This is a genomic window from Absicoccus sp., assembly GCF_034090965.1.
Taxonomy (GTDB): Bacteria; Bacillota_I; Bacilli_A; order Erysipelotrichales; family Erysipelotrichaceae; genus Absicoccus; species Absicoccus intestinalis.
Map to the genome: position 1 here is coordinate 52,668 of NZ_JAXDRQ010000068.1, position 16,705 is coordinate 69,372.

The 16,705-nt window shown below is 39.1% G+C and carries 20 protein-coding genes and 1 other annotated feature; of the genes, 2 read left to right on the forward strand and 18 right to left on the reverse strand.

Going from position 1 to position 16,705, the window contains the following annotated elements; all coding sequences use genetic code 11:
- Positions 1-47 precede the first annotated feature (47 nt).
- The 12 genes from gtfB to SOS22_RS10425 form a co-directional block, all read right to left on the reverse strand.
- A complete protein-coding gene (gene gtfB / locus SOS22_RS10370; protein WP_320597109.1) occupies positions 48-1,412 on the reverse strand; it encodes an accessory Sec system glycosylation chaperone GtfB in 1,365 nt (454 codons plus the stop codon).
- Positions 1,391-2,878 carry an accessory Sec system glycosyltransferase GtfA gene (gtfA, locus tag SOS22_RS10375; protein ID WP_320597110.1) on the reverse strand — a complete coding sequence of 496 codons (1,488 nt, stop codon included), beginning with the start codon at positions 2,876-2,878 and terminating at the stop codon, positions 1,391-1,393. Before gtfA ends, gtfB begins: the two co-directional genes overlap by 22 nt.
- A complete protein-coding gene (locus SOS22_RS10380) occupies positions 2,875-3,630 on the reverse strand; it encodes a GntR family transcriptional regulator (protein WP_320325902.1) in 756 nt (251 codons plus the stop codon). The genes gtfA and SOS22_RS10380 overlap by 4 nt, the downstream gene beginning before the upstream one ends.
- A 14-nt stretch (positions 3,631-3,644) precedes the next feature.
- Entirely contained in the window at positions 3,645-4,280 is a 636-nt protein-coding gene (locus tag SOS22_RS10385) for a metallophosphoesterase (protein ID WP_320325901.1), read from the reverse strand.
- Positions 4,281-4,311: 31 nt separating this feature from the next.
- Complete coding sequence (locus SOS22_RS10390) at positions 4,312-4,827, reverse strand: DUF1307 domain-containing protein (RefSeq protein ID WP_320597111.1); 516 nt, start codon at positions 4,825-4,827, stop codon at positions 4,312-4,314.
- 45 nt (positions 4,828-4,872) lie between these two features.
- On the reverse strand, positions 4,873-5,961 hold the full coding sequence (locus SOS22_RS10395; RefSeq protein ID WP_320597112.1) for an aminotransferase class I/II-fold pyridoxal phosphate-dependent enzyme: 1,089 nt from the start codon (positions 5,959-5,961) through the stop codon (positions 4,873-4,875).
- The gene (locus SOS22_RS10400; protein WP_320597113.1) at positions 5,958-6,689 is read right to left on the reverse strand and encodes an amino acid ABC transporter ATP-binding protein; all 732 of its coding nucleotides are present in this window, start codon (positions 6,687-6,689) and stop codon (positions 5,958-5,960) included. The genes SOS22_RS10395 and SOS22_RS10400 overlap by 4 nt, the downstream gene beginning before the upstream one ends.
- Complete coding sequence (locus tag SOS22_RS10405) at positions 6,682-7,365, reverse strand: amino acid ABC transporter permease (RefSeq protein ID WP_320325897.1); 684 nt, start codon at positions 7,363-7,365, stop codon at positions 6,682-6,684. Before SOS22_RS10405 ends, SOS22_RS10400 begins: the two co-directional genes overlap by 8 nt.
- 24 nt (positions 7,366-7,389) lie before the next feature.
- Entirely contained in the window at positions 7,390-8,160 is a 771-nt protein-coding gene (locus SOS22_RS10410; RefSeq protein ID WP_320325896.1) for a substrate-binding periplasmic protein, read from the reverse strand.
- Positions 8,161-8,201: 41 nt separating this feature from the next.
- Positions 8,202-8,411 (reverse strand) — a binding site (T-box leader).
- A gap of 42 nt (positions 8,412-8,453) precedes the next feature.
- A complete protein-coding gene (locus SOS22_RS10415) occupies positions 8,454-9,809 on the reverse strand; it encodes a PFL family protein (protein WP_320325895.1) in 1,356 nt (451 codons plus the stop codon).
- A gap of 10 nt (positions 9,810-9,819) precedes the next feature.
- Complete coding sequence (locus tag SOS22_RS10420) at positions 9,820-10,089, reverse strand: ACT domain-containing protein (protein ID WP_320597114.1); 270 nt, start codon at positions 10,087-10,089, stop codon at positions 9,820-9,822.
- Between the two features lie 9 nt (positions 10,090-10,098).
- Complete coding sequence (locus tag SOS22_RS10425) at positions 10,099-10,575, reverse strand: hypothetical protein (RefSeq protein WP_320325893.1); 477 nt, start codon at positions 10,573-10,575, stop codon at positions 10,099-10,101.
- Between the two features lie 110 nt (positions 10,576-10,685).
- On the opposite strand from SOS22_RS10425, the gene SOS22_RS10430 reads away from it, so the two are divergent.
- Entirely contained in the window at positions 10,686-11,117 is a 432-nt protein-coding gene (locus tag SOS22_RS10430; RefSeq protein WP_320325892.1) for a MarR family winged helix-turn-helix transcriptional regulator, read from the forward strand.
- A 3-nt stretch (positions 11,118-11,120) separates the two neighbouring features.
- Positions 11,121-12,449, forward strand: a complete 1,329-nt coding sequence (locus SOS22_RS10435) for an MATE family efflux transporter (protein ID WP_320597115.1) — start codon at positions 11,121-11,123, stop codon at positions 12,447-12,449.
- Here the strand turns inward: SOS22_RS10435 and SOS22_RS10440 are convergent.
- The 6 genes from SOS22_RS10440 to SOS22_RS10465 form a co-directional block, all read right to left on the reverse strand.
- The gene (locus tag SOS22_RS10440) at positions 12,424-12,819 is read right to left on the reverse strand and encodes a phosphatase PAP2 family protein (protein ID WP_320597116.1); all 396 of its coding nucleotides are present in this window, start codon (positions 12,817-12,819) and stop codon (positions 12,424-12,426) included. The genes SOS22_RS10435 and SOS22_RS10440 overlap by 26 nt on opposite strands.
- Positions 12,820-13,011: 192 nt before the next feature.
- Positions 13,012-13,434: an EamA family transporter gene (locus tag SOS22_RS10445; RefSeq protein WP_320325886.1), complete on the reverse strand. Its 423-nt coding sequence runs from the start codon at positions 13,432-13,434 to the stop codon at positions 13,012-13,014.
- Between the two features lies 1 nt (position 13,435).
- Entirely contained in the window at positions 13,436-13,855 is a 420-nt protein-coding gene (locus SOS22_RS10450; protein WP_320597117.1) for a GNAT family N-acetyltransferase, read from the reverse strand.
- A gap of 201 nt (positions 13,856-14,056) precedes the next feature.
- Positions 14,057-14,911 carry a MerR family transcriptional regulator gene (locus SOS22_RS10455; RefSeq protein ID WP_320597118.1) on the reverse strand — a complete coding sequence of 285 codons (855 nt, stop codon included), beginning with the start codon at positions 14,909-14,911 and terminating at the stop codon, positions 14,057-14,059.
- A 71-nt stretch (positions 14,912-14,982) separates the two neighbouring features.
- Positions 14,983-15,651 carry a helix-turn-helix domain-containing protein gene (locus tag SOS22_RS10460; protein WP_320325883.1) on the reverse strand — a complete coding sequence of 223 codons (669 nt, stop codon included), beginning with the start codon at positions 15,649-15,651 and terminating at the stop codon, positions 14,983-14,985.
- A gap of 258 nt (positions 15,652-15,909) precedes the next feature.
- Positions 15,910-16,686 (reverse strand): HD domain-containing protein, encoded by a 777-nt coding sequence (locus tag SOS22_RS10465; RefSeq protein WP_320597119.1) that lies wholly within the window; start codon positions 16,684-16,686, stop codon positions 15,910-15,912.
- Positions 16,687-16,705 lie beyond the last annotated feature (19 nt).

Here is a 16,705-nt window from a genome sequence, read left to right on the forward strand (position 1 = left end):
TTTTTTTAAAAAACATGAAAAAAAGCAGACAAGAAAGGCTTATCTGCTTACATATGATCAAATAGTGCTCGATAGGCTTCTACACTTTCACTCATGGCGGCTTTTTTTTGTCGGTCTAATGCCGCAGGCAATTTTTCGGGATCCGAGACTAAGGCACACAATTCTTTTGCATCCGAAAAAATATGTTCTTTGGCAATATAACGACGATGATGAATCGTATTGGCAAAGCCTAAGATCAATTGATCATTGAGAAAAGCTCTTTTTACACTGGAAAGGATCTCATCCCCATGATTGATATCAAAATAATAATCGCATGTTTCAAACAAGTCATCGACTACTTTTGTTTTTACGGTTGGATAAAGCTTGATATTGGGATATTTTCCAAATGCCAGAAGACGAGAAGACATTTCCGTAATCGCCGCAATATGAAACACCATTTGGGGCAAGTGTGTCACCAAGGTTTCCAATGCTTCGATTTGATCGGAATTGGTACAAATCAAAATATGAGGTCGTCGTTGATTTGTTCTGACAAAAGGATAGATAAAACCAAACGGTTGTACCCATTCTTTCGAAGCGCCTAATTCCACAAGCTTTTGCCAACTGGCTTGATCTTGTACATAGATCTTAGAGGTATGCGATTGCCCCTTCAAGATCATCTGCATATTTCCCGGAATATCATTTCGTGGTCCTTCTTGCCAAAATAGGATATTCTTCGACGAGAAAGACTCGCTGATAAAGAGGGGTGTGGATAAAGAATTATAGAAGATGCGTTGTCCCTCTGCTTTTAATTCATGCATCATTTCAATGGCAAAGGCCGTCCGATTTTTATATATATAAGTCTTATGATTCCGATTGACGATGATATCACCGGTTACATAGTTTTCGACCACGCATTCATGTCCCGCACCATCAAACCAAGAACGACAAAATCGTTTGCCGGTGCGATCAAAGATGGTTCGGGCATATAAAATACCCTGATCATCATAATGATCCGTGCATCGAACGATGCCGTTTTCGTTCAGCCAATCCACTTCACTCACAAACCGGCGATGTTTGGGTCGGGCATAAAAGATGCGACCTCGCAGATGATGGAGATCATGGATCTCAGCGCCATTGTTGTTGCCACTGATTTCCCAATAATCCGGTAATTCGATCTGGTTAAAATAGCGTGGGTTTCCCACTTGCCATCCCGCATGCCTCCAACGATAGGTTTTTGTTGGTTTCGAGCCGACATCTTGACAAAACCACCGAAATATCGATAAAACATCGGCTGGTAAAAAGCCTTTGTCTTCTAATACCAAGACAGGTCCAGTAAACCCCGCAAGGCGGAAGGATTGTTTCAACAGATCGGCCATTTCATCATAATGATCCAACAATAATATACCCATTTCTACTGGATGATTTTTTTCCATTTCTGCATCACCTTTTCTGTTACATACGATCGTGCGATCGCGTAGGAATGTTTTTGAAACGAAAGCCGATCCGCCGTTTTAAAAAATTGGACCACAGCGGTATACAACCCATTCACATGATCTTGTATGGATGTATGTTCATCCACCGGGATCAAATACCCATTTTTACCATCTTCGATAAAGGTTGGATTACCATAGGGAACGTCAAACCCAATCATAGGCAAGCCGCCACCAATGGCTTCCATCAAACTTAAACCAAATCCTTCACTGGTAGATCCTGATAGATAGAGCTCATAGTTTTGATACACATCGGTCATATCTTGTTGTCCCATCAAGTGGATATAGCTATCTGCTTGGTTTTCTTGGATCAGTTGCGACAATCGTTGTTGTTCGTTGCCTGCTCCATAAATATCTAAAGTTAAGGCAGGAATTTCTTGTTTGGCTTGTACACAAGCTTGGATGATCCAATCCACATGTTTTTCAGAAGCCAAACGACTCGCCGTAACGATGGAATACGGTTTTCGTTGAGCGGTTGGATAGCGAAGCTTATCCAAACTACCGACCGGAATGGTAACGATATGTGGAACTTTGCCTACATATTGTTTGAATTGTGCACGCATACGATCCCGTTGCGCATGGGTCGAGGTAATAAAAAAATCGATATGACGTGCCCTATCAAAAGAATATTCATAATAGTTGTTCCAAAGGATATTCGTTTCATTGGTACTGCCCGCACTATAATGATCGGCATGAACGACAATGCCGACCTTGGCGGATGCACAATTTTGGAGGATGGCCTGTCCAATCCCGGTCGTTCGATCAATGATCACTACGTCTTTGGATTTCAAATGTAAGCACTTCACCATATAACCAACCAATTCCTCTTTTGAATAAAAAATTTGGTCGGAAAAGCGATACATTACATCCCCATCATCGATGATTTCTTCATAGGCAATCGTGCCATCGGTATTAAAAAAACGACGAAGATACAAATGCGCTTTGTTGTCTAATGGCGCATAGTATTCGGTATAGATGCGTCCATAGGTAAAATAGTCCTTGCGAATCAAAAGGCCATTGGATACATATTCCACCCGATGCAAGTAGTCTTCTTTTTCATTGACGAAATAGAGGGTACAAAAATCATGATCATTTAGATAAAGACGGCCAATCTTACCAGTTCGATGCATCGTATGTTCGGTATGCGTTAGGGTTTGTAGAAAACGATCCAACGTATAGGTGACTGGGGCAATTTGAAAATCCGTAAAAAAAGTATAGAGCCATAAAATTTCTTTATCTTTAAACCCCATCTTTTTGGTGTAATGTTCGATATTTTCTTGGGGAAACATATCGGTAAAGATAAAGCGGGCGGGCGCATCGATACCACGCAACATTCGTGCTCGATACAATTGGGCATACTCCACCCCACTGGATGCCCAGCCAATGCCTAAATTAAAATTATAAATCATTTCATGGCCTCTTCGTCTTCATTGGAAGTAGTGATGCAGTAGGAATATAAATCACCACGAAAATAGCACTTCGACAATTCCACCAATTTATGTTCCTCACTATAGCCAATTCGTGAACGATACAAGATGGGTTGAGTCTTGGAAATATTCAATGCCTCAACTGTTTCTTCATTGGGCAGTTCCGCACGGATCTTCTCCACGATATGGGTTGGTACTCCAGATCCAGTATAATCGAGGATCTCATAAATGGAGTTGCGAATACGTTCGGGATCCATGGGTAAATGCGTTTCCAATGGATAATAACTCACCATATAAACGATCTTGATGTCATCGGCTGTTCGTACGCGTCGTACACAATACATCAATTCATCCGTCGAAGCTTGGAATTCTTGAGCAGTTGCTTGGTCCAAATATTCCTTGGTGATGCTGACTGAACTGGTGCCAGGAACGCGGCCAGCGGCTTCCATTTCTTGCGTAAAGCTGGATACATGCATCAAATCTTCTTCAATGCCAGGTCGCCAGATTACAAAGGTTCCTTTTCCTCGTCCTCGTTTGACCATTCCTTCTTTTTCTAGATCCAGAATGGCTTGTCGAGCCGTGATTCTCGAGACATTATATTTTTGTTGGATCTCTAATTCACTTTCAATGCGATCACCTAATTTTAGATCGCCATTCAATATTTTATGCCGATAAATATCTTTAATTTGAATATATAGCGCTTTGGCTCCTTTTTCCGTATTTAAATGTTCCATATGACCCACCTTTGTCATATTGTATCATTTATTTTAGTACTTTGTCTTCTCTTTTTATCAATTTCGATCCATTCATCCAAAGTCATTGGTTGATAATCCGAATACATACAAAAACAATTAATGATCTGACATGGAATATGTTCTTTACCGCCACCAATCGCATCATGCCATTGGCGATGGACATAATCTTGATAGGCATCTAAGATCGGCTGGTCTTGGGTATTATGAATATGTCCATGCAACATATATGTCTTGGCTTGGCCATCTTCACTTTTTCGATATTGCCCATTGTAACAAGCAATCGGATAATGACACAAAACCACCTTTCGCTTATTATCCTTTAATTCCTTATAGGTTTCGATCCAGCCAAATTGACTTCGATCAAATTGTTTGTCATCTAAAAAATAGTCATGATTTCCCCGAATCATAAATAAGTGTCCTTGGAGCTGATCGAGGATCTGTTGGGTCTGGGCCAAATTTCCCCAAGATAAATCTCCTAAGATCACGACTTCGTCATTTTTTCGGACTTTTTTATTCCATTGTTCGATCATATATTCATTCATCGTTTCTACGCTATCAAAACCACGACGATCCATATGTTCCAATAGTGCTTTGTGATAAAAATGACAATCCGCTATATAATATCGCATACGTCCTCCACGAAAAAAGCGGTTGGACCGCTTAGCTACTTACCTTACATGCATAACCATCGGCTTTATACGCCTTCATGGTCTTCTTTAAAGAAACGACCTTATTGCCTTTGGTTCCCTTACTTAAAAGACCGGCATCTACCAATGCATCAAAATCCGCTTCATTAAAATTGATTGTTGTCGTGATCTCAACTTTGGAATCCATCAAAGTACCTGTTACGGATACGCCTTTTAGATCTTTATATTTATCTTGTAACGACTGATTGATCGAATCTTGTATTTTGGTCTTATCCATATCATCACTAATGGAAATGCCCATGTCTTTAAAGGTCAAAAAAGAAACTTGTTTCATGCTTTGAATGGCATCGCCTTTGACTTCCAATGTGATGCTTTCTTCGTTATCTCCTGTACATACGGCAGTTTTTTTCGTTGTATCTTCTTCCGTTTTTGAAACCGGTGCCTTATCCGTATCATTATGGATGATATCGCTGATTCTTGCACATCCACTCAATAGGATCAACAGACATACTAATAGACATTTTTTCATACTGATTCCTCTAAATGTATCTCAATTTTAACACAAAAGGACGAATCAACCAAATTGGCGATTCGTCCATACAGATAACTTTTGGAGTCCCTTTTCTAACATATGGGAATCTTGTCCCAAACCAAAGCGAACATGGTGATCAAAGCCAAAACAAGAACCGGGCACAAAGAAAATGCCTTCTTCATCCAGTAATCGATTGGCTAGATCGGTACTGGAAATATCCATATCATACGATAAGAAACCAACCGTTCCTGCCTTTGGCATGATCAGATGATAATGCGATTGGGTTTGTTCCCATGTGGTAAAGATGTGTTTATTCTGTTCAATATAGGCTTTATTCTTTTGCAGGATCTCGTCTTTATGAGCGAGCACTTGGGCAGCTATCGTGTCCATCAATGGACCCGTTGAGATCATGGTATAGTCACGACGCACATTGATCTTCGAAATCAAAGATGGGCAGGCTTTGACCCATCCATATCGTAAGCCTGGCAACGCAAACACTTTACTTAATGAACTTGTGGCAATGCCTTTTTCATAGAGATCACTAATGCTTGGTTGATCATCAAACCCGCGATAAACTTCATCACATAAGATCCAAATCCCCTTTTCTTTACAAATCTGGATCAATGGTTCCATAAACGATCTTGGAAACATCGTGCCGGTTGGATTATTGGGATTATTTAAGATGATCATTTTGGTGTTGGATCGAATACTTTCTTTCAATTCATCGATATTTGGCATCCATCCCATTTCTTCTTTTAACGCTAACAAGGTTGCGTCTACCCCTAGAGATCGTGGATAATCCCAAAATTGTTGATAACCCGGCGTATAGGTAATGATATGATCTTTTGGTTCTAAAAGAGTGTCCATCACATGTTGATTGGCTTCTAAACATCCATGAAACATCGTTAAGGATTTTAGATCATGGGTGGTATACAAGCTCAATATGGCTTGTTTTACCGCTTCCGATCCCGTAATATCTCCATAATCCAGACCCAGATCTGGATCGATATCTACTCGTTCCATCAATTCTTGCCAGGTACAAGCTTTCACACATGTATCCGTCAAATTATAGATGGCTTTTTTTTCATGATCATTCATCCATTGTTCCACTTTGAAGTCGTTGATTTTCATTGATAGAATACCTTACTTAAGAAATCTTTTGCCCGATCCGATTGTGGATTCGTAAAGAATTGTTCACTTGGTGCATCTTCAATAATTTTACCACTATCCAAGAAAACCACACGACTACCTACTTTCCGGGCAAATCCCATTTCATGGGTCACAACGATCATGGTCATTCCTTCTTTGGCAAGATCCGTCATAACTTCCAATACTTCTTTGATCATTTCTGGATCTAAGGCTGAAGTGGGTTCATCAAACAACATGATTTCCGGATGTAAACAGAGTGCACGAGCTATCGCTACACGCTGTTTTTGTCCACCAGATAATTTATTGGGATATTCATCACGTTTTTCGGCTAAGCCTACACGATCCAAATATTGCATCGCAATTTTTTCAGATTCTTCAGGCGAACGCTGTAAGACATTGATCTGCGCCAACGTACAATTTTCAATGACGGTCATATTGGGAAATAAATTGAAGTGTTGGAACACAAATCCCATCTTTGATCGTTGGGCACGAAATTTTGCTTCATTGGATGGGTCCATCCATTCCTCTTCCAAATAGATCTTGCCGCTTTCGGGATGTTCCAAACCATGAATACAACGAAGCAGTGTACTCTTACCGGAACCGGAAGGTCCAATCAAACTGACAATTTCTCCTTTTTGAATTTCCAAGCTAACATCAGACAGTGCTTGGGTATGTTCAAAATGTTTACTAATATGGTCAACTTTAATCACTGGCTGATAACCTCTTTTCTACATAACGTCCCACAAAGGAAATACTGATTGTCATGATCAAATAGAAAATGGCAGCCAATACATAAGGGGACATGACATCATAATATTCAGTACCTAAAACTTGTGCACCTTTTAATAATTCCACCGCACCAATGGTTGAGATCAAAGATGAATCTTTGATCAAGGTAATGAATTCACTGATAACTGGTGGTACGATGCGTTTAAAGGCTTGGGGCAAGATCACAAATCGCATCATTTGTTTATTGGTCAGACCCAAAGTCTCACAAGCTTCCCATTGACCACGATCGACACCATTGATGCCACTACGAATCAGTTCGGTCTGATAAGCACCACTATTGATTGACATCGCAATGATACCAATATAATAAACATTGATACGTAATACACCACCGGTCATCGCTGTATAGATCGATGGAATGACGGAAAAAATAATCAGGATCTGTAGCAATAAGGGTGTACCACGAATCACTTCCACATAAAAATTGGCAATGGCTCTGGGCACAGCGTGTTTGGATCGTTTGCCACTGGCTCCTAATATACCTAAAAGTAATCCTATCAATAAGGAAATCGCCGCTATCAATAATGATAGCAGCGCTCCCTTAAATAGATAGAATACGTTTTCGGCGGTAAAAATTTGATTAAATGCTGGAAACATTCTATCACTCTCTTTTCTGTTTTTTTATTCGTCTAATGGTAATACACCGTATTTGTCACACAATTTCTTATAGTCATCGCTGGATTTAAATTCTTTGATGGCTTTGTTGATCTTCTTGATCATCTTCGTGTTTCCTTTTTTCGCAATGATATAGTTCTCTTCATCTTTCAAAGAACCATCCAATACTTTATATTCACCACTCGAAGCATATTCTTTCGCAACCGCACTATCAACGATAGCTGCATCGTATTGATTGGCTTTGATTGCGTTCATGATATCTTGGACATCTTTTAAACCGGTTGTGTCAGAGCTTGTTTCCTTGGCAGCTTCTTCACCAGTAGAACCTGTTTGAGCGACCAATTTCTTATCTTTTAGATCATCGACAGAACTCATATCGGAATCTTTGGCCACAACAGCAACTTGTCCTGTCTTCGTATATGGATCTGACCATTCTACTTTACGTTTTTTACTATATGTAAAGCCGGAAATACCTACATCGACCTGACCGCCATTGATTTGCGTAATGATATTGTCAAAATCCATCTTCTTGTATTTGAATTTTACGGTATGGCCTTCTTCTTTGCTCAAATATTTTTGGAAATGAGAAACCATATCAATATCAAAACCAACCATCTTGTTTTTCTTTGTCAAAGATTCATACGGTTTATAGTCGGGTGAGATCCCCACTGTAATTACTTCCGTTTCATCTTTTGCACAAACTTGTTGCGTTCCTAGACCAACTAACGATAATGTCATCGCAAATGCGAGCGCTACTTTTAGAATTTTTTTATTCATCTTGCTTCTCCCTTTCTCCACAAAAAAAGCCGTCCTTCAATAGAAAGGACGACAAGTTATCGCGGTACCACCTTAGTTCCATCCACTTTGTATGGATGACACCTCATTCTTAACGCGAATTCACGACGTTGCCTCCATTTTTCGACAACGTAACTCCAAGACACGTTCCAAATCTATCCTTCATGGCTTGCACCAACCGCCAATTCTCTAGCAAGTATTCGATTTGTACTCCTTCTCTTCTTTGTTTATAAAATTATTATACACATGCCAAAACAATTTGCAAGAAATTTTCACTAGTTTTTCAATGCTTGCAAAGGCGCTGGAATACGGCCACCACGCTGGATCATGATATCATTTTCGGTTTGGTTGACTGGCATCACAGGTCCTGCACCTAACAAGCCACCAAAATTCAATTCATCTCCGACATCTTTGCCAATGGCTGGAATCACACGTACCGCTGTTGTTTTGGTGTTGACCATACCAATGGCAGCTTCATCGGCAATAATACCGGAAATAACGGAAGCCGAGGTATCACCCGGAAGGATGATCATATCCAAGCCAACACTACATACAGCGGTCATCGCTTCTAATTTTTCCAGTTTCAATACGCCCGATCGAGCGGCATCGATCATACCAGCATCTTCACTAACTGGAATAAATGCACCGGATAAACCACCTACATGACCAGTTGCCATGACGCCACCTTTTTTAACGGCATCATTCAACATAGCTAAGGCGGCAGTGGTGCCATAGCCACCACAAGTGGATACACCAATTTCTTCCAAGATATGAGCCACACTATCGCCTACAGCTGGTGTTGGTGCTAAGGATAAGTCCACGATGCCAAAGGGTACACCCAAAGCTTTGGAGGCTACTGTTCCTACCAATTGGCCCATGCGGGTAATCTTAAAAGCAGTTCGTTTGATCAAATCGGCCACTTCATCCATCGGTAAGTTTTTGTCGGCTTTAGCCAAAGCGGCACGAACGACCCCCGGTCCGGATACGCCGACATGGATCTCACAATCGGGTTCACCAACGCCATGGAAAGCCCCTGCCATAAATGGATTATCTTCGACCGCATTACAGAAAATGACCAATTTGGCAGCACCTAAACAATTGTCATCTTTGGTCCATTCGGAACATTGTTTGACGATCGTTCCCATTTTTTTGACGGCATCCATGTTGATGCCCGCTTTGGTCGAACCAATATTGACACTGGAACATACATGTTGGGTCTTCGCTAAGGCTTCGGGAATCGAATCAATCAAGGCTTCATCCCCAGCAGCATAGCCTTTTTGTACCAAGGCGGAATAGCCCCCAATAAAATCAACGCCTAACTTTTGGGCACATTTTTCTAAGGTCAAAGCATATTCAACGGGATTGCCACCGGATACACCCACTAACATAGAAATCGGTGTGACACTGATTCGTTTATTGACAATGGGAATACCATAGGTTTTTTCGATCGTATTGGCTGTTGAAACTAAGTCTTTGGCCAAACGACATATTTTCTCTTCCACTTTTTGACAAGACACATGAATGTCTGGATCCATGCAGTCAATCAATGAAATACCCATGGTGATCGTTCGAATGTCTAATGTTTCTTCATCGATCATTTTAATCGTTTGTAGAATTTCATTATCGTGCATACAATGCCCCCTAGATTCGATGCATCGAATTAAAAATATCCTGATGCATGACTCGAATCACTAAATTGGTTTCTTTTCCTTTGGCTTCCATATGATCAACAAAATCGGTAAATTCACCTTTCATGTCATCGATGGAAATACCCATGGTCATGGTAAACATACCATTGACGATCGTTTGTGATACGTCTTCGATATTCACATTGTAGTTTGCACATTCACTCGCTACCATCGCTAAGATACCTACTCTATCTTTGCCAATTACACTGATAATTGCGTTCATTGTTCCCTCCTAAAATTTGATTGATTCCACCGCGAATTTATTCAATTCATACGGTTGATACGCACTTTGGATGCCCATCACATTGATATCATATTCATCTGGCATAAATTGTACTTGTTCTTGCTTACGTAGACAAGCAAGAATTTTTTCACTTTGTTGTGCTGTCAACGTTTTTCGTTTGGACCAACAAATACGATTCTTTTTATCCAGTAAGAACAATTCAATATCCAATGTGGTTTGTTTCAACAATTCCTCTTTCCAATCGCATTCTTGAATATTGAAATAGAAATCGCTGGAATCAATATCGCCACCTTCTAAGACAAAGATGGCAATATCTTGGGTATAACAGAAATGTAAATCTAGTGGTTTCTTTAACATGGCTAATTCTTCTTCTGCCCAGGATTCATCTTTGATCACCAACATAAAGTGGTCTTCGACAAAATCCATGATAGAGCCCATGTCTACATCATAAGGAAATTTTTTCATAATCCTATTGTAACATGAAACATCGCATTCGTTGGATAATTATAGACGCACTTTGATTGACATAAGTCCGATATCGGACTATGGTAATGCATAGGCTATGGAGGTCTATTATGCAAACCATACAACGTTTCAATCGAATCAATGATGAAATCAATTATCTCTATCACACAGCCAGTCACAAAATGGGTCTGGCAGATAGTGAAATGATCATCTTATATCTTTTACATGATTATAAAAAACTGACTCAAAGTGACATCATCAATCGAACGGGCATGACCAAACAAACGGTCAATTCTGCCATTGCTCGGATGGAAAAAGAAGGTTGGGTCCAGTTGGGAAAGCGTACCCACCATCGAAAGATCATTTCGTTTACCGCATTGGGAACTCAAATCTTACAAGACGTTTTGGGGCCGTTCATCCAAGCGGAAGAAAAAATTTTTGATGATTGGTCCCAAGAAGAAATTGATTTGTTTTTAAAACTTAATTGTCGGTATCGTGATCAATTGCGTCATGTGGTCGACACGATCAAAGAAAGGAGATAAGGCATGAACATTCAATTATCCGATCATTTTACGTATCGTAAACTCATTCGCTTTACGCTTCCATCCATCACTATGATGATCTTTACTTCCATTTATGGTATGGTCGATGGCTTTTTTGTTTCGAACTATGTGGGAGCTGTTCCTTTTGCTTCCTTGAATCTAGTCATGCCTTTTATCATGATCTTATCGGCCATTGGCTTCATGTTTGGTACAGGTGGCACCGCTTTGGTATCTATGACATTGGGCATGAAAGATAACAAAAAGGCCAATGAGATCTTTTCTCTATTGGTCTATGTTCTATTTGGATGTGGTGTTTGTTTAGCCTTGTTTGGCTTCATTGCCGCGCCCCAAGTTTCAAGAATATTAGGTGCGACTTCACAAATGATGCCCTATGCCATTTTATATATCCGTATTTGTATGATCAGCTTGCCTTTTTTTATGCTCCAAAATCTTTTTCAAAGCTTTTTAGTAACGGCAGAGCGTCCCAAACTAGGCTTAAAGATCACGATCTTGGCTGGTTGTACCAATATGATCTTAGACTACGTATTTGTTGGTCGTTTGGGCTGGGGATTGGCTGGGGCCGCTTCAGCCACTGTCATGAGTGAGATCATTGGCGGATCGGTTCCTTTGGTCTTTTTCTTTCTTCCCAATTCAACGACGTTACGATTGGGCAAGACCCATATGGATACGCAAGCCATCCTTAAAGCCAGTACCAATGGAGCATCCGAATTTCTATCGAATGCTGCCACTTCCTTGGTGGGAATGTTGTATAATCTGCAACTATTAAAGTATGCCGGTACCAATGGAGTAGCTGCCTATGGTGTCATTATGTATGTCAACTTTATCTTCGCGAGCATTTTCTTTGGTTATACCATGGGAGTATCCCCAATCGTTGGCTATCACTATGGTGCCCATCATACCAATGAATTGAAAGGCTTATTACGACGATCCACGATCATGATCCTGATCACATCGGTGGTCTTAACGATTTTTTCAGAGGTCGGTGCCACCTTTTTGGTTCGGATCTTTGTGGGCTATGACGCTATCCTTATGGCATTGACGGTTCATGGCTTTCATTTGTATTCCCTATCTTATCTGACCATGGGCTACAACACTTTTGGGTCCGGTTTCTTCACAGCTTTAAACAATGGTCGTGTCTCTGCTTTTTTATCGGTCATGCGAACCTTGGTCCTCCAACTGATTGCGATTTATGTATTGCCTTTATGGCTGGGCGCCGATGGTCTTTGGCTTGTCACCACCCTGGCAAACACCATTTGTTTCTTTTTGACCATTTGGACATTGATCATCAATCGAGAGGAGTATCAGTACTAAGCGCAACGGATCGAATATGCATACCTACCACAAGGGCAATACCAATCAAACAAGCAAAAATCAAAGTTGGGATCCGCCATTGTTTGTATACGTTAGAAAACCATAATCCACTTACGGCTGCAAAAGAAAAAGCAGTATGTCCAGATGGAAAAGAATAGTCTGTCGGACAACTCACCAATAATGGAATCATTGTATTGACATCACAGGGACGAATTCGATGGAACAATAGTTTCATGATCACATTGCATAGTAGCACATCGATGCCCATCACGATCAGGATGAAAAGTCCTGCTTTTCTTGTTTTCTTATGCATCATTAATAAAAGGGGCAATAATATCCACAATACAAATCCATTGGAGATCAGTGGCATGATTTAATCCAGTAAGGGTGTTCGTAATGTTTGAATGACATTTAAAATTTGAAGTTCCATAATAATATCCTTTCCCATGCACCCTGCTCTAGAAAAGAGATATAAATTTTCACGTTGGAAATACCTAAACAATGTATAAACAATTCCTCTTTTTCATGAATATAGCCATTTCTTTTTGTCAAAATTTCTATGTTATTTGATCCACGCAATGCCGAGTAAACAAAATAGGATCCCAACGACTTTTTTCAAATCAACCGATTCATGAAACACAATGGCGCCCATGACCAACAACAAAATGGCTACTACGATATTTGCGATGACCGATGCTTTACTAATTTCCCAACCGGCCCGATACATCAACATGTAGCCTCCTTCGACACCGATGATGACAATTCCTAACAAAAGATTATATTTATTGATGTTCACTTTCTGATTGAAATATAGAGTATCTTTTGTCAGAAGAAATAAGAATAAACTGCCTACAAATGCCACTCCATACGTTGCTGCCAAACCGATAAACGGATTGATATTGGATGGAAGACTTTTACTGAATGTGTGATATCCAATATTACAAAAAATGACAATGACCAATGGTAAAAAATATGGAATGCTCATATTACCTCAGTTCCTTTCTCATCCATACATGGGGACATCCTTCATCCATATAGATATCTCCTAATGAAAAATATCTATTTTTCTCATAAAACGGCGTGGCCCTTACTTGTGCTAATAATTCAGCCCTATTCCCTTTTCGCTTTCTTATTTCTTTTTCAGCCACCTTCAACAATTGGCTACCTGCATTCCTTCCTCTATGATCCTTTAGAACGGCGATTCGACCAATCACATAACATTGTCTTTCTTCCGAATAATAGATCCTACATGTTCCCACGGGATTGGATACATCCAATAACACAACATGCAATGAGATCCGATCCGTTTCATCAAACTCATTTTGAAATCCTTGTTCTTCCATAAATACTTTTTTTCGTATTCTTTCTGCTTCTTTTGGTAGTGTTTTAAAAATTTTTGCTTCCATACTTTCATCCCTCCTATAAAAAGATAAAAGGCACCCAAAACATAATCTTATAGCTTCAAGCCGTACCTACGATTATGTTTTGAATGCCTTATGATCACTCACCCGGTGATGAGTGAAAGCCTTTATTCTGTTGTGCTTCTAATTATTCAGGATAAATCAACGATTGTCCATAATAAAATGATTTTCCATCCAAAAAACCACCTACTCTTTCAAGTAGATGTCTTGGATATATTGTTCATTGGCTTTCAACAATTTCTTATAATAGGAATCATAGCTCTTACTAAACTTTCTTATGAGTGGAATAGCGATTTCATAATACTTATTTTGTTCCATATATTCTTGTAGTTGATCTTGGATGGATTTCATTGGACTCTTTTGATAATCTTCACTGTTTTTATAGGATTCATATTGTGAAACAGATTCTTTATGTTCTTTGAACCATGTTTCCACATCTTTAATGGCTTCCTGTTTGTTTTGATGGATGGCTCTCAAAGCCTTCCTATCAAAACAGGAACTGATCTGTTCAATATATGCCTTTTCTTCTTGGCTTATCTGAAAAGCTGGAAGGGCATCTAGATATTCAATAAATTGTTGAAAGGCTTCTTTTCCTTCTTCATCTAAAGGCTCATCAAAAAAAGGTTGATAGGATGCAAACAATAAATCGCCAAAATATCCAGGAAAAGCTCTTTTCAATCGGACATAAATCGATTCTTCGGCTTCCAATCTATTTATTTTTTCATTGATCCTATTTTGACTTTCACCATGCAGCATCAATACTAGGATCTCCTTTCTTTTTTCTTCACTATCCAATTGATGCTCTTTTTCTCTAAGCAAAGAAGCTAACGATTCATTACTGGATAGATATTGTTGCATATCGGATAAGGATATACCTAATTTTCGAAAGATTGAAATTTGGCTAAGAATGGCAACATCCTTTTCACTATAGTCTCGATAGCCATTTTTTAATTTTGTAGGATGAATCAAGCCTTTTTCTTCATAATATGTGATGGCTTTGCGGGTTAATCCGGTTTTCTTTTGCACTTCATTTCGAAACATGATCGATCACTTCCTCTAATGAAACGATAGCATTGTCCCCAATGGGCAGGTCAAGACCTAAAATCGCTGATTTATTTCTGTATTTCAACCTTTTCGTTTCTGGTTCCTGGATTGGTTTGAATAGCTGTAAAGAACAAGGTCTTATATTTCCATTGATTGGGTTTTCGTGAATCATAACTGGTTTCATAACGAAATCTTGGTACTTGGTTAAATTGTGTAACAGCCACATAATCCGAAAGCGTAAAAAGAATAAATAACAGGAGCATACATCCTACCACTGTTTGTACTCGCCATCTTTTGTTCACCAAAATACACAAGCCAAACAAAACAATGAAACTGCCCAAGATTGCATAAATACTGCTCCAACTGCTTTCACTTGGAAAAATGATCAATGCCGATAGAATAATGAAAATCCCAAAGATTAAAATAAGAAATCCACCCATTTTTCGTCTTTCTGCTTTTATCTCATCGTGGCTATATGCCGCCATTACATGTGCTGTTTCATTCGATTCTTGGTTTCTCATTTTTTCCTTTCTTTCACCCGAAATAAGTTCTGGTATACTTATTGCATAAAAATCAGAAAGCATAACAAGCATATTGATATCTGGTAAGCTCGTACCGGTTTCCCATCGAGATATGGTTCGATTGGAAACATGAAGTTCTTCCGCCAAATCTTCCTGAGTCAGATGTTTTTCTTTTCGTAGTTCTTTGAGAAAAGCCCCCATCTTTATTTGATCCATATTCGTTTCTCCTTGATGTCATCCTAATCATACCTTCTCTTTCCCTCTTTTTACACGACAGAAAACAAGAATCATGACTAGACACCTTTGTCTAGTATGTATAACACGCATATTACAAATATAATCAAAAGGCGCCGATATTCTATTTTGAACGAATATCTGCACCTTTTATTTATTTTCAATCTATTTCACTTACTCTTTGAAATGCCTATTTTGCTGGAACAATATACAAAACTTCAGTGTTGTCACATCTACCATTTAATTATCTATTATATCTTTCATATACTGTATAACATGATCCTGAATTTGTCCCAAAACTTGCTTTGTATCTAGATTTTCACTTGGAAAACGGAACAATTGTTCTAAATATCCTTGTTGTTTCATGATACGGATACTTTCTGGATAAACCAATCCATACACAAAACAAATATGAGCTACATAATGATCCATATGTGTTTGTGCATGAGAAAGATCCACCAATCGATGGGACAATGCATCCTGTATGATCGCATTAGAAATATCTTCTTGTTGTAATTCTTCTAATGATACATCATAAATATCTTCCAGTGGCGTTTCCAAATTCACTTTCAAAATATCAATTTTATCGGCATCCCTTAAGATTTGGGCAAACAATACTTCTCGGTTTGTTAAGTCTTTTGGTAAGGCATACACATTGTGATAAAAGACAGCTTTTTTAATCAATGGATCTTCGCTTGGATCCAATATGTATTCACGAATCTTATTTTGTGAAAATAAGTATCGACAACTTAATAAGGCATGGTTTTCTGATAAAGAATCGTAAAAAGTACCATATTGTTGCACTTGCACAAATCGCCCAAGATCATGAAAAATTCCTAATAACCAAGCAAGATCAATGTCTTCTTGATTCAAGTGTAGGCTATGAGCAATTCGTTCACACAAACTAGCAACACGATAGGTATGATCGATCTTCAATTTAATCTTGATGTCATTTTCATCAAATATGGATACATCTTTTAAAAAAGTTTCATTCACACACTTTCTATCTATTTGCATATCTACATTATATATTTAA

Bases quoted from the DNA above. Each gene is read 5' to 3' on its own strand.
- SOS22_RS10445 (WP_320325886.1), bottom strand. From the start codon at position 13,434: ATGAGCATTCCATATTTTTTACCATTGGTCATTGTCATTTTTTGTAAT.
- SOS22_RS10410 (WP_320325896.1), bottom strand. From the start codon at position 8,160: ATGAATAAAAAAATTCTAAAAGTAGCGCTCGCATTTGCGATGACATTA.
- SOS22_RS10435 (WP_320597115.1), top strand. From the start codon at position 11,121: ATGAACATTCAATTATCCGATCATTTTACGTATCGTAAACTCATTCGC.
- gtfA (WP_320597110.1), bottom strand. From the start codon at position 2,878: ATGATTTATAATTTTAATTTAGGCATTGGCTGGGCATCCAGTGGGGTG.
- SOS22_RS10425 (WP_320325893.1), bottom strand. From the start codon at position 10,575: ATGAAAAAATTTCCTTATGATGTAGACATGGGCTCTATCATGGATTTT.
- SOS22_RS10450 (WP_320597117.1), bottom strand. From the start codon at position 13,855: ATGGAAGCAAAAATTTTTAAAACACTACCAAAAGAAGCAGAAAGAATA.
- SOS22_RS10430 (WP_320325892.1), top strand. From the start codon at position 10,686: ATGCAAACCATACAACGTTTCAATCGAATCAATGATGAAATCAATTAT.
- SOS22_RS10460 (WP_320325883.1), bottom strand. From the start codon at position 15,651: ATGGATCAAATAAAGATGGGGGCTTTTCTCAAAGAACTACGAAAAGAA.
- SOS22_RS10385 (WP_320325901.1), bottom strand. From the start codon at position 4,280: ATGCGATATTATATAGCGGATTGTCATTTTTATCACAAAGCACTATTG.
- SOS22_RS10395 (WP_320597112.1), bottom strand. From the start codon at position 5,961: ATGAAAATCAACGACTTCAAAGTGGAACAATGGATGAATGATCATGAA.
- SOS22_RS10390 (WP_320597111.1), bottom strand. From the start codon at position 4,827: ATGAAAAAATGTCTATTAGTATGTCTGTTGATCCTATTGAGTGGATGT.
- gtfB (WP_320597109.1), bottom strand. From the start codon at position 1,412: ATGGAAAAAAATCATCCAGTAGAAATGGGTATATTATTGTTGGATCAT.
- SOS22_RS10405 (WP_320325897.1), bottom strand. From the start codon at position 7,365: ATGTTTCCAGCATTTAATCAAATTTTTACCGCCGAAAACGTATTCTAT.
- SOS22_RS10440 (WP_320597116.1), bottom strand. From the start codon at position 12,819: ATGCCACTGATCTCCAATGGATTTGTATTGTGGATATTATTGCCCCTT.
- SOS22_RS10415 (WP_320325895.1), bottom strand. From the start codon at position 9,809: ATGCACGATAATGAAATTCTACAAACGATTAAAATGATCGATGAAGAA.
- SOS22_RS10455 (WP_320597118.1), bottom strand. From the start codon at position 14,911: ATGTTTCGAAATGAAGTGCAAAAGAAAACCGGATTAACCCGCAAAGCC.
- SOS22_RS10465 (WP_320597119.1), bottom strand. From the start codon at position 16,686: ATGCAAATAGATAGAAAGTGTGTGAATGAAACTTTTTTAAAAGATGTA.
- SOS22_RS10420 (WP_320597114.1), bottom strand. From the start codon at position 10,089: ATGAACGCAATTATCAGTGTAATTGGCAAAGATAGAGTAGGTATCTTA.
- SOS22_RS10380 (WP_320325902.1), bottom strand. From the start codon at position 3,630: ATGGAACATTTAAATACGGAAAAAGGAGCCAAAGCGCTATATATTCAA.